This is a genomic window from Micromonospora sp. NBS 11-29, from assembly GCF_002140155.1.
Taxonomy (GTDB): Bacteria; Actinomycetota; Actinomycetes; order Mycobacteriales; family Micromonosporaceae; genus Micromonospora.
The window spans coordinates 36,673-60,135 of record NZ_NAPR01000017.1; the positions used below are offsets into that span (position 1 = coordinate 36,673).

At 72.7% G+C, this 23,463-nt stretch carries 16 protein-coding genes, 1 tRNA gene and 3 pseudogenes; 7 read left to right on the forward strand and 13 right to left on the reverse strand.

Annotated elements, in window-relative coordinates; translation table 11 throughout:
• Positions 1-94: 94 nt before the first annotated feature.
• From B1205_RS20825 to B1205_RS20865, 7 genes and pseudogenes are all read right to left on the reverse strand, one after another.
• The gene (locus B1205_RS20825; protein ID WP_089157148.1) at positions 95-805 is read right to left on the reverse strand and encodes an ABC transporter ATP-binding protein; all 711 of its coding nucleotides are present in this window, start codon (positions 803-805) and stop codon (positions 95-97) included.
• Positions 795-1,715, reverse strand: a complete 921-nt coding sequence (locus B1205_RS20830; RefSeq protein WP_176308715.1) for an ABC transporter ATP-binding protein — start codon at positions 1,713-1,715, stop codon at positions 795-797. Before B1205_RS20830 ends, B1205_RS20825 begins: the two co-directional genes overlap by 11 nt.
• Positions 1,708-2,862, reverse strand: a complete 1,155-nt coding sequence (locus B1205_RS20835; RefSeq protein WP_089157150.1) for a branched-chain amino acid ABC transporter permease — start codon at positions 2,860-2,862, stop codon at positions 1,708-1,710. Before B1205_RS20835 ends, B1205_RS20830 begins: the two co-directional genes overlap by 8 nt.
• Positions 2,859-3,754: pseudogene (locus B1205_RS20840) on the reverse strand (branched-chain amino acid ABC transporter permease). The gene B1205_RS20835 and the pseudogene B1205_RS20840 overlap by 4 nt, the downstream one beginning before the upstream one ends.
• A gap of 93 nt (positions 3,755-3,847) precedes the next feature.
• Positions 3,848-5,014, reverse strand: a complete 1,167-nt coding sequence (locus B1205_RS20845) for a branched-chain amino acid ABC transporter substrate-binding protein (protein WP_089157151.1) — start codon at positions 5,012-5,014, stop codon at positions 3,848-3,850.
• 261 nt (positions 5,015-5,275) lie between these two features.
• Positions 5,276-6,436 (reverse strand): hypothetical protein, encoded by a 1,161-nt coding sequence (locus tag B1205_RS29260; RefSeq protein WP_140158116.1) that lies wholly within the window; start codon positions 6,434-6,436, stop codon positions 5,276-5,278.
• Positions 6,437-6,484: 48 nt separating this feature from the next.
• A complete protein-coding gene (locus B1205_RS20865) occupies positions 6,485-7,105 on the reverse strand; it encodes an ANTAR domain-containing response regulator (RefSeq protein WP_089157154.1) in 621 nt (206 codons plus the stop codon).
• A gap of 81 nt (positions 7,106-7,186) precedes the next feature.
• Between B1205_RS20865 and B1205_RS20870 the strand changes: the two genes are divergently transcribed.
• Together B1205_RS20870 and B1205_RS20875 are read left to right on the forward strand one after the other, a co-directional pair.
• Positions 7,187-7,269: transfer RNA gene (locus tag B1205_RS20870), tRNA-Leu, on the forward strand.
• A gap of 47 nt (positions 7,270-7,316) precedes the next feature.
• Positions 7,317-8,051 (forward strand): transcriptional regulator, encoded by a 735-nt coding sequence (locus B1205_RS20875; protein WP_254910101.1) that lies wholly within the window; start codon positions 7,317-7,319, stop codon positions 8,049-8,051.
• A 7-nt stretch (positions 8,052-8,058) separates the two neighbouring features.
• Here B1205_RS20875 and B1205_RS20880 read toward each other — a convergent pair whose 3' ends face one another.
• Positions 8,059-9,216: a trans-sulfuration enzyme family protein gene (locus tag B1205_RS20880; RefSeq protein WP_089157156.1), complete on the reverse strand. Its 1,158-nt coding sequence runs from the start codon at positions 9,214-9,216 to the stop codon at positions 8,059-8,061.
• A gap of 103 nt (positions 9,217-9,319) precedes the next feature.
• Between B1205_RS20880 and B1205_RS20885 the strand changes: the two genes are divergently transcribed.
• Together B1205_RS20885 and B1205_RS20890 are read left to right on the forward strand one after the other, a co-directional pair.
• The gene (locus B1205_RS20885) at positions 9,320-9,799 is read left to right on the forward strand and encodes an Lrp/AsnC family transcriptional regulator (RefSeq protein WP_089157157.1); all 480 of its coding nucleotides are present in this window, start codon (positions 9,320-9,322) and stop codon (positions 9,797-9,799) included.
• Positions 9,800-9,845: 46 nt separating this feature from the next.
• On the forward strand, positions 9,846-10,856 hold the full coding sequence (locus B1205_RS20890) for an LLM class flavin-dependent oxidoreductase (protein WP_254910102.1): 1,011 nt from the start codon (positions 9,846-9,848) through the stop codon (positions 10,854-10,856).
• A 175-nt stretch (positions 10,857-11,031) separates the two neighbouring features.
• Here B1205_RS20890 and B1205_RS20895 read toward each other — a convergent pair whose 3' ends face one another.
• From B1205_RS20895 to pyk, 5 genes and pseudogenes are all read right to left on the reverse strand, one after another.
• A complete protein-coding gene (locus B1205_RS20895; protein WP_089157159.1) occupies positions 11,032-13,341 on the reverse strand; it encodes a rhamnogalacturonan lyase family protein in 2,310 nt (769 codons plus the stop codon).
• 628 nt (positions 13,342-13,969) lie between these two features.
• Entirely contained in the window at positions 13,970-15,013 is a 1,044-nt protein-coding gene (locus B1205_RS20900; RefSeq protein WP_089157160.1) for a sulfite exporter TauE/SafE family protein, read from the reverse strand.
• Between the two features lie 141 nt (positions 15,014-15,154).
• Positions 15,155-15,625: an RrF2 family transcriptional regulator gene (locus tag B1205_RS20905; RefSeq protein ID WP_089157161.1), complete on the reverse strand. Its 471-nt coding sequence runs from the start codon at positions 15,623-15,625 to the stop codon at positions 15,155-15,157.
• A 112-nt stretch (positions 15,626-15,737) separates the two neighbouring features.
• Positions 15,738-16,619 (reverse strand): acyl-CoA thioesterase, encoded by an 882-nt coding sequence (locus tag B1205_RS20910; RefSeq protein ID WP_089157162.1) that lies wholly within the window; start codon positions 16,617-16,619, stop codon positions 15,738-15,740.
• Positions 16,616-18,009 (reverse strand): annotated as a pseudogene (gene pyk / locus B1205_RS20915) (pyruvate kinase). Before pyk ends, B1205_RS20910 begins: the two are co-directional and overlap by 4 nt.
• Positions 18,010-18,854: 845 nt before the next feature.
• Here pyk and B1205_RS20920 point away from each other — a divergent pair.
• From B1205_RS20920 to B1205_RS20930, 3 genes and pseudogenes are all read left to right on the forward strand, one after another.
• Positions 18,855-20,837 (forward strand): SpoIIE family protein phosphatase, encoded by a 1,983-nt coding sequence (locus B1205_RS20920; protein ID WP_441338536.1) that lies wholly within the window; start codon positions 18,855-18,857, stop codon positions 20,835-20,837.
• 83 nt (positions 20,838-20,920) lie between these two features.
• Positions 20,921-21,732 (forward strand): annotated as a pseudogene (locus B1205_RS20925) (aldo/keto reductase).
• Positions 21,733-21,823: 91 nt separating this feature from the next.
• Entirely contained in the window at positions 21,824-23,416 is a 1,593-nt protein-coding gene (locus tag B1205_RS20930; protein WP_089157164.1) for a GMC family oxidoreductase, read from the forward strand.
• Positions 23,417-23,463: the final 47 nt, after the last annotated feature.

The window sequence follows — 23,463 nt, forward strand, 5'->3', positions numbered from 1 at the left end:
TACCGCCCGGCCCCGACAGCCCCCGGGACACGCACCGACGACGCAACGGCCGGCCTCCCCCGCACGGGGAAGGCCGGCCGTCGAGCGGTACGGCTCAGGCCACGCCGAGGTACGCCTCCTTGACCGCCGGGTCGTGCAGCAGGTCCCGGCCGGTGCCCTCCTTGACGATCCGGCCGGTCTCCAGCACGTAGCCCCGGTGGGCCCGGGAGAGCGCCTGCTGGGCGTTCTGCTCGACCAGCAGGATGGTGGTGCCCTGCTGGTTGATCCGGGTGATGATCTCGAAGATCTGCTGGATCAGCATCGGCGCGAGCCCCATCGAGGGCTCGTCGAGCAGCAGCAGCTTCGGGCGGGCCATCAACGCCCGGCCCACCGCCAGCATCTGCTGCTCGCCGCCGGAGAGCGTGCCGCCGGCCTGCTTGCGCCGCTCGTGCAGCCGGGGGAAGAGGTCCATGACCATCTTCATGTCCTCGGCGACGCCCGCGCGGTCCCGGCGGGTGTACGCGCCCATCTCCAGGTTCTCCACGACCGTCATGCCCGGGAAGACGCCCCGGCCCTCCGGCGCCTGCCCGATGCCCCGGGCCACCCGCAGGTCGGCCCGCATCCGGGTGACGTCGGTGCCGTTGAAGACGATCGAGCCGTTCGCCACCGGGCGCAGCCCGGAGATGGCCCGCATGGTGGTGGTCTTGCCGGCGCCGTTCGCGCCGATCAGGGCCACCACCTCACCCTCGTCGACGTGCAGGCTGATCCCGTGCAGCGCCTGGATCCGCCCGTACAGCAGGGTCAGGTCGTTGATCTCAAGCAGCATCGGTCGGCACCCCCAGGTACGCCGCGATCACCTTCGGGTCCTCGCGGACCTCGGCCGGCAGGCCCTCGGCGATCTTCTTGCCGAACTCCAGCACCACGATCCGGTCGGTCACGCCCATGACGAGTCGCATGTCGTGCTCGATCAGCAGCACCGTGGTGCCATTGTCGCGGATCTTCCGGATCAGCCCGTTCAGTTCCTCCTTCTCCGCCGGAGTGAAGCCGGCGGCCGGCTCGTCCAGGCAGAGAAGTTTCGGCTCGGTGGCCAGGGCCCGGGCGATCTCCAGCCGGCGCTGCTCGCCGTACGAGAGGTTGCGCGCCAGGTCCCCGGCGCGGCGCTCGATACCGACGAAGCGCAGCAGTTCGAGAGCCCGCTCGCGACCCTGCCGCTCCTCCCGCCAGTGCCGCGGCAGCCGCAGCATCGCGGAGATCACGCTGGTCTTGTGGTGGGCGTCCGCGCCCACCATCACGTTCTCCAGCGCGGTCATCTCCGGGAACAGCCGGATGTTCTGGAACGTACGGGCGATGCCCGCCTTGGTGATCCAGCTCCGGCGCCGGCCGTTGATCCGTTGCCCGGCGAACCGGATCTCGCCCTCGGTGGGCCGGTAGACACCCGTCATCGCGTTGAAGCAGGTGGTCTTGCCGGCGCCGTTCGGACCGATCAGGCCGAGGATCTCCCCCTTGTACAGGGTGAACGCGACGTCGTTCAGCGCCACCACACCGCCGAAGCGGAGGGTGACGTGGTCGACCTCCAGCAGCGGCTCGCGGCCGGCCGGCGCGGTGGCGCCCGGCGTCGGCTCCACCGGGGTGTCCGAGCCGGACGCCGGCGGCGTGCCGACCGTGCTGCGCCCGTCGTCGGCGATGTCCCGCTCGCTCGTCGCGTCGCGCTCGCTGTGCATCTGCGGCTCACTCATTGGGCACCGTCTCCTGGGGAACCGCTTCCTTGCGCCGGTCGGCGAACTCGGCCGCCCGCCGCCGGTTGGGCACCAGACCCTGCGGCCGGAAGACCATCATGACGATGACCACCAGACCGAAGACCAGGATCCGATACTCGGCCGCGTCGAACTCCACGTTGAACAGGTCGCCGATGCCCCGCAGCCACTCCGGCAGGTACCAGGTGAGCGCGCCGCCGACGATGGCGCCCTTGATGTTGCCGGCCCCGCCGAGGATCACCGCGGCGAGCACCAGGATGGAACTCTCCAGCACGAACTGGTCGGAGTTGATGAACGTCTGCTTGCCGGCGAAGACCGCGCCGGTCAGACCGGCCACCGCCGCGCCGATGGCGAACGCCCACAGCTTGTACTTGAACGTGGGCACACCCATGATCTCGGCGGCGTCCTCGTCCTCCCGGATCGCCACCCACGCCCGACCCACCCGGCTGTTGGCCAGGTTCCGGACCAGCACCAGCACGACCAGGATCAGCGTCAGCATCAGCCAGTAGTACGGCCGGGAGTCGACCACGCCGAACAGCGCCTTGCCGTCGCTGCCGTTGCCCGGCGGGTGCGGGATCGCCGGGATGCCCCGCTGGCCCTGCAGGATGCCCTCGTTGCGGGCCGCGTAGAGGCGGATCATCTCGGCGAAGCCGAGCGTCACGATGGCCAGGTAGTCGCCGCGCAGCCGCAGCGTCGGGCCGCCGAGGATCACGCCGGAGACCATCGCCACCATCACCGCCAGCGGCACCGCCGCCAGCCACGGCCAGTTCGTGCCGAACCGGCTCTCCGGCGAGGTGAGCAACGCGACCGTGTACGCGCCGAGCGCGTAGAAGCCGAAGTAGCCCAGGTCGAGCAGGCCGGCGAAGCCGACCACCACGTTCAACCCGACGGCGAGCAACACGAACACGGCGGTGTCGAAGAGCACGCCGGCGAAGTCCGAGCGGGTGGTGTAGAAGGCGAAGTACTCGCTGCCGATCGGGAAGCCGAGGTATTCGTAGAACCACTTGTTGGGCAGGATGTAGAGCAGCACGATGAGCGCGGCGATCGCCGCCCAACGCACCTGCTTGGGCATCGCGGCCCAGCGGGTTCGGATGCCCGCGGTCCGCTTCTTGTCCACGGTGGCGGTCATGCGCGCGCCCTCCCGAGAGATTCGCCGAGCAGACCGGTCGGCCGGAACATCAGCAGCACGATCAGCAGCACGAAGCCGGTGAAGTCCTTCCACTCGCCGCCGAACAGGCCGGCGGCGTAGTTCTCCGTCACACCGAGCAGCAGGCCGCCGAGCAGCGCGCCGCGCAGGTTGCCGATGCCACCGAGCACCGCGGCCGCGAACGCCTTGAGGCCGATCAGGAAGCCGACGTTGAACTTGGTGAAGCCGAACCGCAGGTCCCACAGCAGCGCGCCGACGCCGGCCATCAGGCCGCCGAGCACGAAGACCAGCAGGATGACCCGGTTCTTGTTGACGCCCATCAGGGCGGNACGAACTGATCCAGCGCCACCATCATGACCAGCGTGACGCCGAGGATCACCAACTGGAGGTTGGTCACCGCGGCGCCGAAGATGGTGAAGACGGTGTCCTGCGTGATCATCGTCGGCATGCCGAACGGCGCGCGGCTGGTGCCGATGCCGAAGGACTCGGCGAGCACGAACGAGGCGCCGATCGCGGTGATGAGGAAGGCCAGGGGCGGCGCGTTGCGCTTGCGCAGCGGCCGGTAGGCCACCAGCTCGACGGTGACCGCCGTGGCCGCCGCCGCGACCATCGCCACCGCGAGTCCGGCGACCAGGGCCACCAGCAGTGGTCCGAGTGCGGGGGCGGCGGAGTTCTGGTCGTAGCCGAGGGCCTGCCAGGTCCACAGGGCGGAAAAGGTACCGACCATGAAGACCTCGGAGTGAGCAAAGTTGATCAGACGCAGAACGCCGTACACCAGGGTGTAGCCGAGGGCGATGAGCGCGTAGATCGCGCCCTGTTCCAGCCCGGTGATGGTCAGCGTCGGGAAGTTCCCGAACAACTCATCGAAGTTCAAGTGGGGGCTCCAACTGTGCGGCCAAGCGGTGCGGCCGGGAGGTAGCCTCCCGGCCGCACGCCTGGTGTCCCGTTACCGGACCGGACGAACCGGTCAGCTCTTGGGGATCTCGATGTCGGGGACGACCTTGCCCGCGTTCACCTTGAACGCCCACACGAGGACCTGCGCCGGGTCCAGCTCACCGGTGGACTCGAACTTGTAGGTCACGCCGGTGGCGCCACCGACCTTGTTGTAGGACTTGATGAAGCTCAGCAGGTCGGCGCGGGTGCCCTTGCCGTCCTTGATGCCCTCAAGCATGATCTTGGCGAGGTCGTACGACACATCGGCGTAGGTGCCCGGCTCGGCGTTGTCGAACGCGGCCTTGTAGTCGGTCACGAACGAGCCCTTGGCCGCGGTGGCCGGGGCGCAGGGGCAGGTCAGGATCGTGCCCTCGGCGACCTGCTGGCCGGCGACCTTGATGAAGTTGGCGTCGTTGACACCGTCGCCGGCGACCATCGTGCCCTTCCAGCCCGCGCCCTTGAGCTGCTTGAGCAGCAGGCCGGCCTCGGTGTAGTAGCCACCGAAGAAGAGGACGTCCGCGCCGCTGCTCTGGATCTTGGTGACCACGGCGGAGAAGTTGGTCTGCTTGACCTGGATCTTGTCCTCGCCCGCGACCGCGCCGAGGACCTTCTTCACCTCGTCCACCAGACCCGCGCCGTACGCGGACTGGTCGTCGACCACGTAGACCTTCTCGGACTTCAGCACGCTCTTGATGTAGCGGCCGGCGGCCGGGCCCTGCGAGGTGTCGTTGCCGACGCCCCGGTGGAAGATCTTCCAGTTCTTGGTGCTCAGGCTCGGCCGGGTCGCCGACGGCGTGATGATCGGCAGGCCCGCCTCGTCGAAGATCGGGTCGGCCACCTCCGACTCACCCGAGAACGCCGGGCCGACGATGCCGACGACCTTGGCGTCGCCCACCGCCTGCTGCGCCAGCGCCGGAGCCTTGGCCGGGTCACCCTGCGAGTCGTACTCCTCCAGGTTGACCTTGCAGTCCGCGTTGTCCTTGTTGTACTGGTCGATGGCCAGCTTGGTGCCGTTGCGCATGTGGATACCGAGACCCGCGGCATCGCCGGTCAGCGGGCCGAAGAAGCCGATCTTCAGGTCGCAGGCGGCCTTGCTGTCGCCGCCCGCGTCATCACCACTGTCAGCCTTGCAGGCCGCGCCACTGAAAACGAGCGCGCCGATGGCCACACCACCGAGCACCCGTGCGAGCTTCTGCCTCACGGCTCGTACCCTCCTCCGTCCGAAGGCCCGGAAACCACCCAGCACGAATTGGACCTTGCGAGGGGTTGGCCGGACCGACCGCGATCCCGGTCTGGGCGGGGACGTTATCCCACCGGCGGGGGCCGAAGGTAGACCTGGGGAGCGGGGTTGACCTAACCGTTACGTTGAGTGGCCGGATTCACGGCTGTGGTGTAACACACCGGATCACCGCATGGGACCAACGGACATCCGACACAGATCGGAAACACGCTGGTGAAAGGCTCAGGCGGGACGCCACGACCCCTCCGCCGACCACATCCGGGCCTGCCCACCATCGTCCACCGCCAGCAGGGCGACGTCACCGGCCGCCGCCACCGCGACCGACCGTTCGTTACCCCACGGCACCGCCACCGGCAGCGTCACCGGCAACCACCGGTCACCGTCCGGCGTGAACCACCCCGCCTCCGCCGCCGCCCCACCCACCACCGCGAACGCACCGTCACCACGCGCCGCCAGACCCCACACCCGGCCCGGCCGCTCCCCGCCGCCCGGACCACCCTCGCCCGACCGCCAGGCGTCACCGTCGGCCACCCACGCGCCCAGACCATCGCCACGCCGACCCACCGCCACCGCCCGGTCGCCCACCCGGACCACCCGTTGCAGGTCCTGGTCGACACCGCCGCCGGGCAGCACCGCGCGCCGCCAGGCCGACCCGTCCGGCGAGGTCCACACCGCCGCATCCGTTCCGGTACGCCCCGACGGCAGCACCGAGCCCACCATGAGCCACCCCGACCCGGCCGCCACCCCGTCAGCCACCCACGGCCGGCCCGCCCCGTCCGAGGCCAGCCCCGGCACGCCGCTCACCAGACGGAAGTCCGACCCGTCCGCCGACACCCAGGCCGCCGCGCCGGTGGCCCGGTTCCCGGAGATCAACCAGCCGCCCGGCCCGCCCGCGACCCGGCCCACGTTCACCGCGTCCGGCCCGCCGAACACCTCGAACTCCGCCGGCACCTCCACCAACGAGCCGTCCGTGTCCAGGCGCCAGGTGCTGATCCGGGGATTGCCGTGCACCCCGCCACTGCGACCACCGACCGCCACCGGCCGGCCAGCCCGGCAGCCGACCGCGGTGAGCAGGTTCTCCGCGCCGTACGGGCTGCGCGGCACCGGCCGCAGCGGCGTCCAGGAACGCGCGTCCACACTGGACCACGCGGCCGGACGGGGCGTGCCGTCGGCGGCCAGCACCGCGCCGACGGCGAACCAGCGGCCCGCGCAGGCGGCGGCGTCCCGCAACGCCACCCGCCCGGGCAGCCCGGCCGGGAGCGGCAGGTCGACCGCCTGCCAGGCCGGACGCAGCGGCTCGGGCGCGGGGGCGGGGGCGTCCGCGGCGTGACAGGCGGTCACCAGCGCCACGACCAGACCGAGCACCGCCAGCAGACGTCGCATGCCGGCAAGCGTATCGATCGCCGGCGACGCCCGGAACCGACCGGCGGGTCAGGAGGCGGGCTGCGTCACCTCGCCGCCAGCGGTCTCCGCGAGGATCCGCTCGGCGACCTCCTTCATGGTCATCCGGTGGTCCATCGCGGTGCGCTGGATCCACTTGAACGCCTGCGGCTCGGTCATGCCGTACGTCGTCATCAGCGCGCCCTTGGCCCGCTCGACGGTCTTGCGGATCTCCAGCCGGTCGGTCAGACCGGCCACCTCCGACTCCAGGGCCGAGATCTCCGAGTAGCGGGACAGCGCGATCTCCACCGCCGGCACCAGGTCGCTCTTCTGGAACGGCTTGACCAGGTACGCCATCGCGCCGGCCGCCCGCGCACGCTCGACCAGGTCACGCTGGCTGAACGCGGTCAGGATGATCACCGGGGCGATGCGGGCGCCGGCGATCCGCTCGGCGGCGGCCAGCCCGTCCATGATCGGCATCTTGATGTCGAGGATGACCAGATCCGGCTTGAGCTCCTCGGCGAGCTTGACGGCGGTCTCGCCGTCGCCGGCCTCGCCGACCACCTCGTAGCCCTCCTCGACCAGCATCTCGGCCAGGTCCAGTCGGATCAGCGCCTCGTCCTCGGCGATCAGAACGCGCTTGCGCTCGGCGTCCGCCTGCATCTCGCCCACGAGCCACTCCCACCATCGATCTCGGCACGGTCACCACCCATGCTCCCGCATGAGCCTAGTCGGGTACAGTTACCCCACCCCGCCGGGATGGTGGAACGGCATACACGGAAGTCTCAAACACTTCTGCCCGAGAGGGCTTGCGGGTTCGAATCCCGCTCCCGGCACTTTTGTCATACACCTGTTCGAAGATACTGCTGTGCATCCTCCCGAAATGCGGGCGCGTGCCCGCGCTCTCCGCGCCCGGGGTCACAACATCCGTTCGGTGGCCCGCAGTCTCTCCCTGCCCTACACCACCGTCTGGCACTGGTGTGTCGACCGGCCTGAGCCGGCGATGTTCGGCAGCGCGGTCCGCTGCTTCCGCTGCCGCCCCGACCAGGCAGATCCACCCGATCAAGCCGCCTACGCGTACCTGCTCGGGCTATATCTCGGTGACGGCCACCTGGTCACCACCGACCGGACGCCGGTGCTCCGCATCTACTGCGCAGATGCCTGGCCGAACCTGATCGACAAGTGCGACGCCGCGATGCGCGCGGTCCTGGCCAACAAGGTGCAGCACATCCAGAAGCGAGGTTGCGTCGCCGTGCAGAGCACCGCGCTCCACTGGCCATGCCTGTTTCCTCAACACGGGCCCGGCAAGAAGCACGAACGGCCGATCGTCCTGGCCGATTGGCAGCGCACCATCGTCGAAGCCCACCCGGGCGACTTCCTGCGCGGCTTGTTCCACTCCGACGGCTGCCGCTTCGCCAACCGCGTCACCGTGCGCGGGAAGGAGTACCGCTATCCCCGCTACATGTTCTCCAACCGCTCCACCGACATCATGGCGCTCTGCCAGTGGGCCCTGGACCTGCTCGGCATCGCCTGGCGGATGAACCTGGCATGGTCGCTGTCGGTGGCCCGCCGGGAAGCGGTAGCCGCGCTCGACCGGCACGTCGGTCCGAAGTCCTGACCGGGCGTCAGATCGACGCGAGCGCCCGTGCCAGGTCCGCGCGCAGGTCCTCCGGGTCCTCCAGCCCGACCGAGACCCGCAGCAGTCCGCCGGCCGGCTTCGCGTCGTCCTCGACCGGCCGGTGGGTCAACGACGCGGGGTGCTGGATCAGCGTGTCGACGCCGCCGAGCGAGACGGCGTGGGTGATCAGCTCGCAGGCGCCGGCGACCGTGGCCGCGGCGGGCGCGCCGCCGCGTACCTCGAAGGCGAGCAGGCTGCCGCCGCCGGACATCTGGCGGCCGACCAGCCCGGCCGGGTCGTGCCGGGAGGGGTGGTGGACCCGCTCGATCGCCGGGTGGCCGGCGAGCCAGGCGGCGAGCTTCTCGGCGCCGGCCTGCTGGGCGCGGACCCGCAGCGGGAGCGTCTGCAGGCCGCGGTGCAGCAGGTACGCGCCGAGGGGGTGCAGGACGGCGCCGGTGACGGCGCGAACCTGACGCAGTCGGGCGGCCCAGTCGGGGGCGCAGGCGACGACGCCGGCGAGGACGTCACCGTGGCCGCCGATGCTCTTGGTGGCGCTGTGCAGGACGAGCGCGGCGCCGTGCCGGGCGGGCTGCTGGAGCACGGGGGTGGCGACGGTGTTGTCGACGAGCAGCGGGACGTTTCCGGCGGCGGTGGCGAGCGCGGCGATGTCGACCAGGTCGAGGGTGGGGTTGGCCGGGGTCTCGACCACGACTACCGCGGTGTCGGGGCGGATCGCGGCGGCGACGTCGTCGGCGCGGGCCCAGGTGACCTCGGTGCCGAGCAGGCCGCTGGCGAGGACGTGGTCGGTGCCGCCGTAAAGCGGGCGGACGGCGACGACGTGGCGTTTTCCGTCGCGGGTGGCGGCGAGCACTGTGGCGGTGAGCGCGGCCATGCCGCTGGCGAAGGCGACCGCCTCGGCGGTGCCTTCGAGCTGGGCGAGGGCGGTCTCGAAGCGGGCCACGGTGGGGTTCCAGAGCCGCTGGTAGACGGCGCTCCCGCCGGCCGGGAGCGGGTTGCCGGTGGCGAGGGTCTCGTACGCGTCGCCGCCGTCGGCCACCGAGGGCAGCGGGTTGGTGGTGGACAGGTCGATGGGCGGGACGTGGACGCCGAGCCCGGCGAGGTCGTCGCGTCCGGCGTGCACGGCGGCGGTGTCCACGGCGGTCATGGCCGGAAGCGTCGAACATGATGACGCTCCAGGACAAGGGAAGCGAACAAGATTCTGTGAATCTCGCTTCCGTTTGGGCGCGGATTCGGTGCAGGATGTCGGGATGCCTGCCGCACCGAATGATGTACGGCCGTTCGCCGGCCTGGACGACACCGACCGCGCGATCCTCACCGAGTTGGCGGCGGACGGCCGGCTGCCGAACAACGCGCTGGCGGAGCGGGTGGGGGTGGCGCCGTCGACGTGTCTGACGCGTACCCGGGCGCTGCGGGAGAGCGGGGCGATCCGCGGGTTCCACGCCGAGGTGGACCCGGCGGCAGTGGGGTTGCCGTTGCAGGCGCTGGTGTCGGTGCGGTTGACCGCGCACGAGCGGGCCGCGGTGGACGCGTTCCGGGCCCGGTCGGTGCGGCTGCCGGGGGTGGTGTCGGTGTTCCATGTGGCGGGCGCGGAGGACTACGTGCTGCATGTGCGGGCGGCGTCGGGGGACGCCTTGCGCGACTTCGTGCTCGATCATCTGGCGGTGGATCCGGTGGTGCGGCACACCCAGACCAGTCTGATCTTCGAGCAGGCCCGGGGTATGGGCTGACCCACTCGACGGAACAATTCCGGCACCTGGCGGGTTGGATCCAGGCGTGATCGACGTACCCATGTCTGTTCTTGATCTTGCCCCGGTGGCCGCGACCGGCGACGCCGGTGAGGCGTTGTGGCACACCACCGAGCTGGCCCGCCGCACCGAGGAGCTGGGCTACCGCCGGTTCTGGGTGGCCGAGCACCACAACATGCCGGCGATCGCCAGTTCGGCGCCGGCGGTGCTGCTGGCGCACCTGGCCGCCCACACCAGCACGATCCGGCTGGGTTCGGGCGGGGTGATGCTGCCCAACCACGCGCCGCTGGTGGTGGCCGAGCAGTTCGGCACGTTGGAGGCGCTGCACCCGGGCCGGATCGACCTGGGCATCGGCCGGGCGCCCGGCACCGACCAGGTGACCGCGCTGGCGTTGCGGCGCACCATGGAGGGCCTGTCCGCGGAGCACTTCCCGCGTGAGCTGGCGGACCTGATGAACTACTTCAGCGGCGCCGAGCCGGGCCCGATCACCGCGACCCCGGGGCGTGGGCGGTCGCCGCAGGTGTGGCTGCTCGGGTCGAGCGGGTTCAGCGCCCAGCTCGCCGGCCTGCTCGGGTTGCCGTTCTCGTTCGCGCACCATTTCAGCGCGCAGCACACGGTCCCGGCGTTGCGGCTCTACCGGCAGCACTTCCGGCCGTCGCAGTGGCTGGACCGGCCGTACGCGATGGTGGCGGTGAACGCGGTCTGCGCGGACACCGACGAGCGGGCCGAGTGGCTGGCCGGACCGGCCGGGTTGTCCTTCCTGAAGCTGCGGTCCGGGCGGCCCGAGCCGCTGGTCACGCCGGAGGAGGCGGCGGCCTACCCCTACTCGGACCTGGAGCGGGAGTTCGTGGCCCAGCGCCGTGACGGCCAGGCGACCGGCTCGCCGGAGACGGTGGCCCGGCAACTCGGTGCGCTGCTGGAGCGCACCGGCGCGGACGAGCTGATGCTGACCGCGATGGTGTACGACGTGGCCGACCGGGTCCGCTCGTTCGAGTTGGTCGCCGAGAAGGTGGCCGGGGGCCTGCGCCGGGACGGCTGAAACACGCTCTTCATAGCCACGTCACCGCAGCGTCGCGCGGGACGCATAACTTTATCCCCGGTGGTGGTACGGCATTCCCGGTCGGGACGGGTCGGGAATGCTGCGGTGTGGTGCACCGGGTCGCCGGCTGAGCGGATTCCGCGGCCGGCGGCCCGGTGCCTTCGTTCTACGCCCCTCAGCGCAGGTAGATGTTCGGCGCGGGCGGCGTGCTCATGCCGTTCGTGCTCATGCCGTCACCGAGGAAGAAGCCGGGGTGCGGCGGCTGGTTGTAGGCGGTGTTCTGCCAGGCGACGGCCACCCGGTACTGCGGGTCGTGCATCAGGGTCGGCAGCCGCAGGCCGGTGGGGACGGGCGTGCTGTAGATCCGCAGCGCGGTGTTGTCGGCGGTGCGCCAGACCACCTCCTCGCGCCAGTCGCCGAGGATGTCGCCGGAGAGCGACGGGGTGCTCTTGGTGCCGTTGTTCGAGGCGACGTTGCTGCCGGTGAGCAGCCGCGTCTCGCCGCCGGTGCCGTACTTGTCGATCTTGGTGGCGTCGAGCAGCTCGCGGACCGGGTCCCCGTCCCACCAGATCAGGAAGTTCGCCGACGACGGCTTGCGGCCGACGTTCTGCCCGCGCGTGTTGAGCAGGCCGTCCGCCGCGGACGACCAGGACTCGGCGCCGGGGCTGCCGGCCCAGACGTCGTCGGATACGCCGCGGCCGTTGTCGCCGTTGGGCGCGGTCTGCCAGAGGATCTGACCGGTACGCGCGTCGGCCATCCACGAGCTGGGCTTGCTGCCGTCCTCGTCGACCTTGAAGACCTCCAGGCCGGCGCGGGACGGGTCGAGGTCGCCGACGTGCAGCGCGTCGCCGTGCCCGTTGCCGGTGGAGTACAGCAGCCGGCCGTTGTCGTCGATGGTGGCCGCCCCGTACACGATCTCCTGGCGGCCGTCGTTGTCCACGTCGGCGACGGAGAGCTGGTGGTTGCCCTGTCCGGCCGCCGCGCCGTTGCCCGAGGCGTTGGAGTCGAACGTCCAGCGCTTGGTCAGCGAGCCGTTGCGGAAGTCCCAGGCGGCGATGACCGCGCGGGTGTAGTAGCCACGCGCCATGATCAGCGAGGGCCGCTGCCCGTCCAGGTAGGCGGTGCCGGCGAGGAAGCGGTCGACCCGGTTGCCGTACGAGTCGCCCCAGGACGACACGGTGCCGCGCGGCGGATCGTAGTCGACGGTGGACAGGGCGGCGCCGGTGCGGCCGTCGAACATGGTCAGGTATTCCGGTCCGGCGAGCACGTAGCCGCTGGAGTTGCGGTGGTCGGCCGACGACGAGCCGATCACCTGGCCGGTGCCGGAGCGGGTGCCGTCGGCGGTCTTCATGGCCACCTCGGCGTCCCCGTCGCCGTCGTAGTCGTACACCTGGAACTGGGTGTAGTGGGCGCCGGCGCGGATGTTGCGGCCGAGGTCGATGCGCCACAGCCGGGCGCCGGTGAGGGTGTACGCGTCGACGTAGACGTTGCCGGTGTAGCCGGACTGCGAGTTGTCCTTGGCGTTGGACGGGTCCCACTTGAGCACGAACTCGTAGCGGCCGTCGCCGTCGAGGTCGCCGACGCTCGCGTCGTTCGCCGCATAGGTGTACGCCTCGCCGCTCGGCGTGGTGCCGCCGGGCGGGGCCTGGATCGGCACGTCCAGGTAGCCGTTGGCGAACTGCAACGCCGGGGCGGACGCCGCCTGCTCGGCGCCGTTCACCACGGCCCGCACGGTGTACGCGGAACCGGCGGCCGCACCGCTGTCCAGGTACGTGGTGGCGCCAGTGATCGGGCTGGCGTTGACCTTCGTGCCGCCCCGGTAGAGGTTGAAGGCCACCCCCGACGTCTCGGTGCCGAGCAGCCGCCAGGAAACCAGGTTCCCGCTGCCGGAGCGGACGCTGACCAGCCCGCGGTCGAGCTTCTCCATCTGCTTGGCGCCGGCCGGCGGGTTGGTCGGGGGCGGGGTGGTGGTCGGCGGCGGGGTGGTGGTCGGCGGCGGCGTGGTCGGTGGCGTGGTCGGGCTCGACGTCGGCGCGGTGGTGGTCGGCGTCGAGGTCGGGGCCGCGCCGGTGCACGCGGTGCCGTTGAGCGTGAAGGCGGTCGGTGCCGGGTTGGCGGCGTCGTTCCACGAGCCGTTGAAGCCGAAGCTGACGCTGCCGCCGGTGCCGATGGCGGCGTTGTAGCCGGCGTCGCGGGCGGTGACCTGGGTGCCGGACTGGGTGACCGTGGCGTTCCAGGCCTGGACGACCTGCTGGCCGGCGGCGAAGCTCCAGCCGAGCGTCCAGCCGCTGACCGGGTCGCCGAGGTTGGTCACGGTGACGTCGGCGCCGAAGCCGCCGCCCCACTGGTTGGTGATCTTGTAGTCGACCCGGCAGGCGGCGGCCGCCGCGGAGGCGGTCACGGTGGCGAGCGCCCCGGCCGTGACGGTGGCCGCCGTGGCGGCGGCGAGCAGCGCGAGCCGGCGGCGTGGGGTGGTGAGGTGCACAGGGGTGCCTTTCGCGAAGGTCGGACACGCGGTGACGCCGGCCTGCCCGGACCGGCGAGACGGTGCGTGCGCGTTGACGCGACGAGACGCCAGATATCGACGTCGATGATTAGGCTCCTGCGCTCCGCCAGCGTAGGACACCGACACGCCCCCCACAAGCAACGCGGGGCGTCGTACCCCGCCGAGCCGGGTCGGCGACTCCGAGCCGCCCAGCGGCCGCAGCCTGCGTGGCGGCCCGACGGGCGGGCGGCCTGACGGCGTTCTGCGCTCGGGAATCGATGACACCCGGCCTTCGCGGCCCGGAATGGCCCACTCGTAACACTGCGTAACGCCGACTGGGGAATGGGCAACTTCGACGCGTCATACCCGTGAGGCATAAATATGACTCATGGGTATGACGCTTGAAAGCGATGTGTCTACAGCGCGCGACACGCCGAGGAACGGGGCCGTGCACACCCGCCGAATTTTCCTCACGACGGTCGCGCGTCGCGTCGCGTTCGACCCTCAGCTCGGAGACCGGGCGCCAGCTCTCCGGCCGCGTAGACGGCGGCGACGGGCTGCGGCACGCCGGAGCCGTCAGCCGCGCCGAAGACGCGTCAGGACCTCAGCTCGCCGGGAACGCTCGGGCTCAGCTCTCGACGGCTGCGGCAAGCCGCTGGGGCTCTCCGGGCCCGGCAACGTCTGCCGGAGCGGCAGCGCCGGCCGGAGCGGCAGCGCCGGCCGGAGCGGCAGCGCCGGGCTGAGCCGCACCGCCGGGCTGAGCCGCACCGTCGAGCGGCGCGGCGGTGAGGGCTGCCTCGACCGTGGCCCGCGCCCGGCGGGCGCGACGCAGCGCCCGTACCGCCAAGGTGACCGCGACGACCCAGCCGGTGGCGAGCGCCGCGTAGACCAGCGCCGGCACCGGGCCGCCCAGCTCGCCGGCGCGCAGCAGGGTCCGGGCGTTGGTCAGCACGATCACCCCGCCGATGACGGCGCCGAGCACCTGGGCGGGAACGATGCGAACCAACCAGGCCGCGATCGGGGCGGCGATCAGGCCGCCGATCAGGAGCGCGGCGACGGTGGGCAGCAGGAAACCCTCGGAGCCGAGGCCGATCAGGAAGCCGACGCTGGCCGCGCCGGCCACCACGAACTCGGAGGTGTCCACCGAGCCGATCACCTTGCGCGGTTCCATCCGGCCGGAGACCAGCAGCGCCGGGGTGGCGACGGGGCCCCAGCCGCCACCGCCGGTGGCGTCGACGAAGCCGGCGACCAGGCCGAGCGGGGCGAGGAAGCGGCTGCGCAGCCGGCCGCCGGCGCGGTTGGCGCGCAGCGGCCGGGAGAAGCGGACCAGCAGGTACGCCCCGAGGGTGAACAGGATGGCGGCCATCCACGGGGCGGCCGACTCGGTGGAGATGGAGCTGAGGAAGGTGGCGCCGGCGAACGCGCCGATCGCGCCGGGCAGCGCGATCCGGCCGACCACCTTCCAGTCGACGTTGCCGAAGCGCCAGTGCGAGACGCCGGCGGCGAGCGTGGTGCCGATCTCGGCCAGGTGCACCGAGGCGGAGGCGGCAGCCGGTGCGACGCCGGCGAACAGCAGCAGGGTCGAGGAGGTCAGCCCGTACGCCATGCCGAGCGCGCCGTCGACGAGTTGCGCGGCGAGCCCGACCAGAGCCAGTACCAGCAGCTTGCGCACGAGCGCCCCCCGACTTTTCGGTATCTCCTATCAACTTGGTCGACAATGCGGCACGGGGACGGTCCGGGTCAAGTCCCCCGACCGGTTGGTGGGACGCGCCGGACGGCCCCACCTCGGGGGGCCGAGACGGGACGGCGGCCGTCAGCTCCAGGCGCGCGGGTCGGCGGCCAGCTCGTTCACCCGGCCGGGAAGCGTGCCGGCGGCGACGTCGGCGATGGTGACCAGTTCCAAAATCTCCCGCTCGCTGGCCCGCAGCGCGATCCACACGTCCTGGAGCGCGCGGGCGGCACCCTGGTAGCCGAGCTGCTCCGGGCGCTGGCCACGGACGTGCGCGAGCGGACCGTCGATCACGCGGATCACCTCGGCCAGGGAGATCTCCGTGGCCGGGCGGGCCAGCCAGTAGCCGCCCTCGGGGCCCCGCTGCGCGTGCACGATGCCGCCCCGACGCAACTGGAGCAGGATGCTCTCCAGGAACTTCGGCGGGATCTCCTGCGAGCGGGCGATCTGCTCGGCGGTCACCGGCCGGCTCCGTCCGGCGCCCACGCCGTCGGCGACCGAGGCCAGCTCGGCGGCCGCACGGAGGGCGTAGTCGACCCGGGCGGAGAGACGCATGCCGGCAAGGTTAGTCGCCTGCTCAGCCGACCGGACCCTCGCCCCTCGGCCGAACGTTAATAGGGGGCCCCGCCTCTACCGGAGGCGTTAAGAAGGGGCCCTTCCTTACCGCTCAGCCGCCGACGCGGCGCAGCAGGCCCTCCTGCACGGCGCTGGCGATGTGCCGGCCGTCGGTGGTGAACATCCGGCCGGTGGCCAGGCCGCGGGCGCCCGACGCGGACGGGCTCCAGCAGTCGTAGAGGAACCACTCGTCGGCACGGAACGGGCGGTGGAACCAGAGCGCGTGGTCGAGGCTCGCGCCGACCACGCCGCCCGGCCCCCACACCTCGCCGTGCACCGACAGCACCGAGTCGAGCAGCGTCAGGTCGGAGGCGTACGTCAGGGCGCAGGCGTGCAGCAGCGGGTCGTCGGGCAGGGTGCCGTCGATGCGCATCCAGACCCGCTGGTGCGGTTCGGCCGGGCGGTCGCCGGGACGCACCCAGCCGGGCTCGCCGACGTATCGGACGTCGATCGGGCGCGGGATCTGGCCCCAGATGCCGAGCCGTTCCGGGTAGCGGGCGAGCCGGTCGCTCATGGTGGGCACGTCGTCCGGGGCGGGCACGTCGGACGGGAGCGGGGCGTGGTGGTCCAGCCCCTCCTCCGCCCGCTGGAACGAGGCCGACATGAAGAAGATCGGCTGGTCGTGCTGCAACGCCACTGAGCGGCGCACCGAGAAGGACCGGCCGTCGCGGACGTTCTCCACCTGGTAGTCGATCGGCTCGGCCGGGTCGCCGGGGCGGACGAAGTAGCCGTGCAGGGAGTGCACGGCCNCCGGGTCGACGGTGCGTCCGGCCGCGACCAGGGCCTGGCCGGCGACCTGGCCGCCGTAGACCCGCTGCGGGCCCACCTGCGGGCTCATCCCCCGGAAGGCCATCTCGCCGGTCCGGGCGAGGTCGAGCACCTCCAGGAGCTTGTCGACCGCCGCCTGCCCGGTCGCGACCGGAGCGTCACTCATTGCAGGGCGCGGGCCGCGGCGGCGTCGACGAGCGAGCCGAGCTGGTGTACGCGCAGCGTGTTGGTGGAGCCGGGGGTGCCGGGCGGGNCGCCTGGTCGACCTGGCGGAACATGTCGTCGGTGTGCTGGACGAACGGCATCAGGAACGTCTCCACGCCCCAGCAGAGCGCGAGCTGGTTGCGCACCTCCGGCACCGGGGTGAAGGCCAGCAGCGGCAGGTCGCAGTGCAGCCGGCTGAGCCGCTTGACGGTGTCGCCGGTCTGCGAGAACGCCACCATGGCCTTGGCGCCGATGGCCCGGGCGATGGAGGAGGCGGCGACGGTGAGCGCGCCGCCGTGCGTACGCGGGTCGTGCTGGAGCCGGGGCACGGCGATGGAGCCGGCCTCGGTGGTGGTGACGATCCTGGCCATGGTGCTGACGGTGAGCACCGGGTACTTGCCGACGCTGGTCTCGCCGGAGAGCATCACCGCGTCCGCGCCGTCGAGCACCGCGTTGGCCACGTCGGAGGCCTCGGCGCGGGTGGGGCGCGAGTTCTCGATCATGGAGTCGAGCATCTGGGTGGCCACGATGACCGGCTTGGCGTTCTCCCGGCAGAGTTGCACGGCGCGCTTCTGCACCAGCGGGACCTGGTCCAGCGGCATCTCCACGCCGAGGTCGCCCCGGGCGACCATGACGCCGTCGAAGGCGAGCACGATCGCCTCCAGGTGGTCGACAGCCTCCGGCTTCTCGACCTTGGCCAGCACCGGGCGGCGCACGCCCTCCTCGTCCATGATCGAGTGGACGAGCTTGATGTCCTCCGGGGAACGCACGAAGGAGAGCGCGACCAGGTCGACGCCGAGGCCGAGGGCGAAGCGCAGGTCCTCGGCGTCCTTGTCGGACAGGGCCGGGACGCTGACCGCCACGTTCGGCAGCGAGACGCCCTTGTTGTTGGAGACCGGGCCGCCCTCGGTGACCAGGCAGCGGATGTCGTTGCCGGCGACGTCGCTGACCTCGACCGCGACCCGGCCGTCGTCGATCAGCAGCCGGTCACCCGGCTTCACCTCCTGCGGCAGCTTGCGGTAGGTGCAGGAGACGCGCTCCTTGGTGCCGACGACGTCGTCGCCGGTGATCACCACCGAGTCGCCGGTGCGCCACTCGTGCGGCCCGTCGGCGAACCGACCGAGCCGGATCTTGGGGCCCTGGAGGTCGGCGAGCACCGCGACCGGGTGCCCGGACGCCTCGGCCGCCTCCCGGACCAGCCGGTAGACCGCTTCGTGGTCATCGTGACTGCCGTGGCTGAAGTTCAACCTCGCCACGTTCATGCCGGCCTCGACGAGCCCCCGGATGCGCTCCGGGGACGAGGTGGCGGGGCCGAGAGTGCAGACGATCTTCGCGCGGCGTGTCACGCCCATCAGGCTAGTCTCTCCTCCGGATCGGCCTGGCGGCCGACCCCTTGCGGACGGTGGAACAGTGGTCCAACGACGCGCGAAAAACCCGCGCGGACGGGCGGTAGGCGTACCGCACCGGACGTCGTCTGTGGCGGGCATCGGCGACCGCGCGGCGGAAATCGTACCCCTCCCCGTCACCGGGCGGCCGGGTGCTCCCGCGCCGACCCGCGCGACCACGGCGTCGGCCCGGTCGCCGGCGTCCCGGGACGTTTCCCGCCGGCCGCGCGACGGGCCGCTTCGGCCTTCGCCCACGGCGGTGACCCGCTGGTACGTTTCGGCGGTACCTGCCGACGCCCACGGCCCAGCGGAGGTTCCGGGTGAGCCCCACCCCGCCCGACGACGTCCGGTGGCCGCACGTCGTGGCCGCCACCGGTGGGCGCTCGGGCGCGGTGATCGCGGCGCACGACTGGTCCGGCTCCCCGCTCGGCCCGATCGGGGGCTGGCCGCAGAGCCTGCGCACCGCGCTCGCGCTCTGCCTGCACCTGCCCGCCCCGGCCGTGCTGTGGTGGGGTGACCAGGCGGTGCCGTTGCCCAACGACGCGTACCGGCGGTTGCTCGCCCCGGACCGCGACGTCCCACCGGGGCGACCCGGCGGCGAGGTGTGGCCGGGCGCCTGGGACGCGCTCGCGCCGCTGCTCGCCGACGTGCGCGCCGGCCGGGGCGCCACGCAGGGCCCGGACCTGCCGGTGTCGTGCGAGCACGACGGCGTCGTCACGGACCGCTGGTACGCCGTCACGCACAACCCGGTGACCGACGAGTCGGGCCGCCCGGGCGGCGTCCTCAGCGTCGGCGTGGAGACCACCGACCGGGTGGTCGGCGACCGGCGGCTACGGCTGTTCGAAGCACTCGTGGAACGCTCCGGCGACTTCATCGCGGTGGCCGCCCCGGACGGGCGGACCGTCTACGTCAACCCGGCCGGCCGGGCGCTGGTCGGGCTGGACGGCCGGGAGCGCGTCGACGGGCTGGGCCTGGTCGACTTCGCCGCACCGGACGCCCGCGAGTTGTGGCGTGCCGAGCTGATCCCGACCGCGCTGCGGGAGGGGCACCACCGGGCGGAGAGCCGGCTGGTCCACCGGGTCACCGGCGAGCCGATCGACGTCGACCACCAGACGTTCACCGTCACCACCGGCGACGAGCGGGACGCCACCGCGTTCGTGGCCACCGTGGCCCGTGACGTCAGCGACCGGCAGCGGGCGCTGCGGCGGGCGGAGGCGCTCGCCCGGCTGGCCGCCGCGCTCAGCTCGGCGCGGGGCCCCGACGCCATCGTGGAGGTGGTGACCACGCTCGCCCCGGCCGTGGTCGACGCCGCCGCGCTGCGGGTCGCGCTCGCCCGGCCCGGCCGTACCGTGCTCGACGTGGCCGGCGTCGGCGGGCCGGCCGGGCGGNGGGCGGTCCGCGACAACGGGGTGGTCCCACTGGCCGGCCCGGGCGACCAGACGCGCGGGCTGTGCCTGCCGCTGCGCTACGGCGACGGGGTCGCGCTGGGCGCGCTGGAGGTGCGCTGGACCGGTCCGGTCGCCGCCGACGAGGCGCCGCGCAACCTGCTGGACGCGGTGGCCGGGCTGTGCAGCCAGGCCCTGCAACGGGCCGAGCTGACCGGGTCCGCGCAGGCGATGGCCGGGTTCGCGGCCCGGTTGAGCGTGACCCGCTCCACCGCCGAGGCGATCGAGGTGATCCTCGACGCCGCCACCACCGCGCTCGGGGCGGAGCTGCCCGGCCTGGCGATGCGGGACGAGGGCCGCCGGGTCCGGCTCTGGCACCACGACGACCTGCCGGGGACGCTGGCCGCCGCGTTCCACGACCTGACCATCGACGATCCGCATCCGCTCGTGCGGGCGCTGCGCAGCGGCGAGCGGATCGTGCTGCGCGACCGCGCCGACTTCACCGCCCGGTTCCCGGGCCTGCCCGACCCGGTCGGCCGACACGGCCTGGTGACGACCGTGTCGCTGCCGCTGTTCGGCGCGGGGCACCGCCCGATCGCCGCGCTGGGTTTCGGCTGGCGGCGGGAGCGGCCGCTGCGCGACAGCGACCTGGCGTTGCTGGACACGGTCGCCGACCTGTGCGAGCAGACCCTGGAGCGGGTACGCCTGGCCGCCGCCGAGCACAACCTGGTGACCCGGCTGGCGGGCCGGTTGCGCAGCTCGGCGCTGTCCGCCCCGGCGAGCCTGGAGGTGGCCACCCGCTACCGGCCGGCGATGAGCGGCCTGCACCTGGGCGGCGACTGGTACGACCTGGTCCGGCAGGACGGCGACCGGCTGGCCGTGGTGCTCGGTGACGTGGTCGGGCACCAGGTCGAGGCCGCCGCGGACATGGCCCAGCTCCGCACCATGCTGAACACGCTGATCCGGTTGGGCGTGCCGCTGGCGGAGGTGTTCCTGCGGCTCACCGATCTGCTCGGCGTCGGGTTCCTGGGCACCTGCCTGGTCATGGTGGTCGATCCGGCGGCCGGCACGGCGCAGGTGGTCCGGGCCGGGCACCCGCATCCGGTGCTGCTGCCGGCCGGGCAGCCGCCGCGCACCGTGCACACCGTCAACGCGATGCCGCTGGGCATGGTCGACCGGCCGATGACCGTGACCACCGTCGAGTTCCGCGCCGGTGACCTGCTGGTGGCGTACACCGACGGGCTGGTGGAGCGGCGCGGGCGGCCCTACGACGAGGGCGTCGCGGCGCTGCACCGGGCGGTGCGCGCGGTGCGCGACGAGCCGGCGGAGGTGATCGCGGACGCGCTGCTGCGCGATCTGGCCGGCGCCGAGGACGACCAGGCGCTGGTGGTGCTGCGACATCTGGGCTGAGCAGGAGTCGACGGCCCGATTCGGGGAACGTCCACCGGTCGGGGCGTGCCCGCCCGCCGACCGCACGACACAGGAGGACCACGATGACCACCAGCACCCAGCCCGCGAAGGCGTCGGGCAGCTACCGGATCGGCGGTGACCTGCGGGTCGACCGTCTCGGCTACGGGGCGATGCAGCTCACCGGCCCCGGCGTCTGGGGCGACCCGAAGGACCCGGCCGAGGCGGTGCGGGTGCTGCGCCGCGCGTACGAGCTGGGGGTGACGTTCATCGACACCGCCGACTCGTACGGGCCGTTCGTCAGCGAGCTGTTGATCAGGGAGGCGCTGCACCCGTACGCCGACGACCTGGTGATCGCGACGAAGGCCGGGCTGACCCGCTCCGGTCCGGGCGACTGGCGGCCGGTGGGCCGCCCGGAATACCTGCGCCAGCAGTGCGAGCTGAGCCTGCGGCACCTGGGTCTGGACGCCATCGGGCTCTACCAGTTGCACCGCATCGACGAGAAGGTGCCGTTGGAGGATCAGCTCGGCGAGCTGNCGACCAGATCGAGGCGGCCCGGAAGATCACCCCGATCGTGTCCGTGCAGAACCTCTACAACCTGGCCGACCGCAGCGCCGAGGACGTGCTGACCCACTGCGAGCGCAACGACCTGGCGTTCATCCCCTGGTTCCCGATCGCCACCGGCAACCTGGCCCGGCCGGGTGGGCCGCTGGACGCGATCTCGACCGACCACGGCGCCAGCCCCGCGCAGCTCGCCCTGGCGTGGCTGTTGCGCCGGTCGCCGGTCATGCTGCCGATTCCGGGTACGTCGTCGGTGGCGCACCTGGAGGAGAACGTGGCGGCGGCCGAGGTGGAGCTGACCGACGAGGAGTACGAGGCGCTGGCCGACGCCGCCTGAGCCGGGCCGCCGGCCGACCGGTGCTTTGCGTGCCGTGAGCGGGCAACTACTGTCGGAAGGATTTTCGCGTCCGGAAGACTGGGGGTCCGCAGTGGACGGGTTCGATCACATCGTCGTCGGCGCCGGCGCGGCGGGATGCGTGCTGGCCAACCGGCTCACCGACGATCCGGGCACCCGGGTGCTGCTGCTGGAGGCGGGCGGCTGGGACCGCAGCCCGTACGTCCGGGTGCCGAAGGCGTTCTCCCGGCTGATGGACGACCCGCGTACCGCCTGGCACTACCCGGCGACGGTCGGGCCGGGACGGCAGGAGACCTGGCAGCGGGGCCGGATGGTCGGCGGCTCGACCTCGGTCAACGGCATGATCTGGAGCCGCGGCGCGGCCCGGGACTGGGACGCGCTGGCGCCGCTGGGCTGGGGCTGGTCCACCATGCGGCCGGTGTTCCAGCGGCTGGAGGACCACCCGCTGGGGCCCGCGCCGCACCGGGGCGTCGGCGGCCCGCTGCGCCTCTCCGTCGCCACCGGCACCGACCCGCTCGCCGAGGAGATGCTGGCCACCGGCGAGGAACTGGGCCTGCGCCGGGTGGACGACCTGGACGCCGACGACGACGAGCGGATCGGCTACCCGACCGCCACCATCCACCGCGGACAGCGGGTCAGCGCCGCCCACGCGTTCCTGCGCCCGGTGCGGCGCCGCCCCAACCTGACCGTCGTGGTCGACGCCGTCGTGCTGCGCGTGCTGGTCGAGGGCGGCCGGGCGGTCGGAGTACGCGTCGCGCGGCGCGGCCGGGAGGTCGAGCACCGGGCGGCCGGCGAGGTGATCCTGGCCGCCGGCGCGCTCGCCACCCCGCAGCTCTTGCAGGTCTCCGGCATCGGGCCGGCCGACACGCTGCGCGCCGCCGGCGTACCGGTGCTGCTCGACCGTCCCCGGGTCGGCGCCGGCCTGCGGGAGCACCGGTCGATCGCGTTGCAGTACCGACTGGCCGAGCCGGGCGGGCACAACGCCCGCCTCGCCGGCCCGCTCGGGCAGGCCCGCGCGACGCTGCGCTGGCTGCTCACCCGCGGCGGCCCGCTCGCCCTGCCGGTGCTCGACGTCGCCGCCCACCTGAAGTCCCGGCCGGACCTGGACCGGCCGGACGGTCACCTGCTGATGGCGCCGTTCTCCGCCGCGCCGCCGCGCCCCGGCCGGGCACTGGAGCTGGAACGGGAGCCGGGCGTGATGTGCCTGGGGACGGTGACCCGGCCGGACGGCGAGGGTCACCTCACCGTCACCGACGCCGATCCGCGCACCCCACCGGCGATCGAGGCGAACTACCTCGCCACCGAGCGGGACCGGCGGGTGGCGGTGGACCTGTTCCGCCGGATGCGGGAGTTCTTCGCCACCGGCCCGATCGCCAAGCGGCTGCACGCGGAGACGGTGCCCGGCGCGGCGACCCACACCGACGAGGAGATCGTCGAGGCGGCCGTGGCCCGCGGCTACTGCGGCTACCACGCGATCGGCACCTGCGCGATGGGCGCCGACGACGACCACGTGGTCGATGCCGAGTTGCGGGTACGCGGCGTCGACGGGCTCCGGGTGGTCGACGCGTCCGTGCTGCCGGCGATGGTGTCGGGCTGGACCAGCGCGCCGGTGACGGCGGTGGCCTGGCGGGCCGCCGACCTGATCACCGGCCGCGCCACGACCTGATCACCCGGCCGGGCGTTGCGAGCCGACGGCGCGGCCGGGTGCGGCGG

What these genes read in the sequence shown, in the direction of transcription:
- B1205_RS20825 (WP_089157148.1), bottom strand. Translation starts at nt 805, where the DNA reads ATGCTGCTTGAGATCAACGACCTGACCCTGCTGTACGGGCGGATCCAG.
- B1205_RS20830 (WP_176308715.1), bottom strand. Translation starts at nt 1,715, where the DNA reads ATGAGTGAGCCGCAGATGCACAGCGAGCGCGACGCGACGAGCGAGCGG.
- B1205_RS20835 (WP_089157150.1), bottom strand. Translation starts at nt 2,862, where the DNA reads ATGACCGCCACCGTGGACAAGAAGCGGACCGCGGGCATCCGAACCCGC.
- B1205_RS29260 (WP_140158116.1), bottom strand. Translation starts at nt 6,436, where the DNA reads ATGCGACGTCTGCTGGCGGTGCTCGGTCTGGTCGTGGCGCTGGTGACC.
- B1205_RS20875 (WP_254910101.1), top strand. Translation starts at nt 7,317, where the DNA reads ATGCGGGCGCGTGCCCGCGCTCTCCGCGCCCGGGGTCACAACATCCGT.
- B1205_RS20880 (WP_089157156.1), bottom strand. Translation starts at nt 9,216, where the DNA reads ATGACCGCCGTGGACACCGCCGCCGTGCACGCCGGACGCGACGACCTC.
- B1205_RS20885 (WP_089157157.1), top strand. Translation starts at nt 9,320, where the DNA reads ATGCCTGCCGCACCGAATGATGTACGGCCGTTCGCCGGCCTGGACGAC.
- B1205_RS20905 (WP_089157161.1), bottom strand. Translation starts at nt 15,625, where the DNA reads ATGCGTCTCTCCGCCCGGGTCGACTACGCCCTCCGTGCGGCCGCCGAG.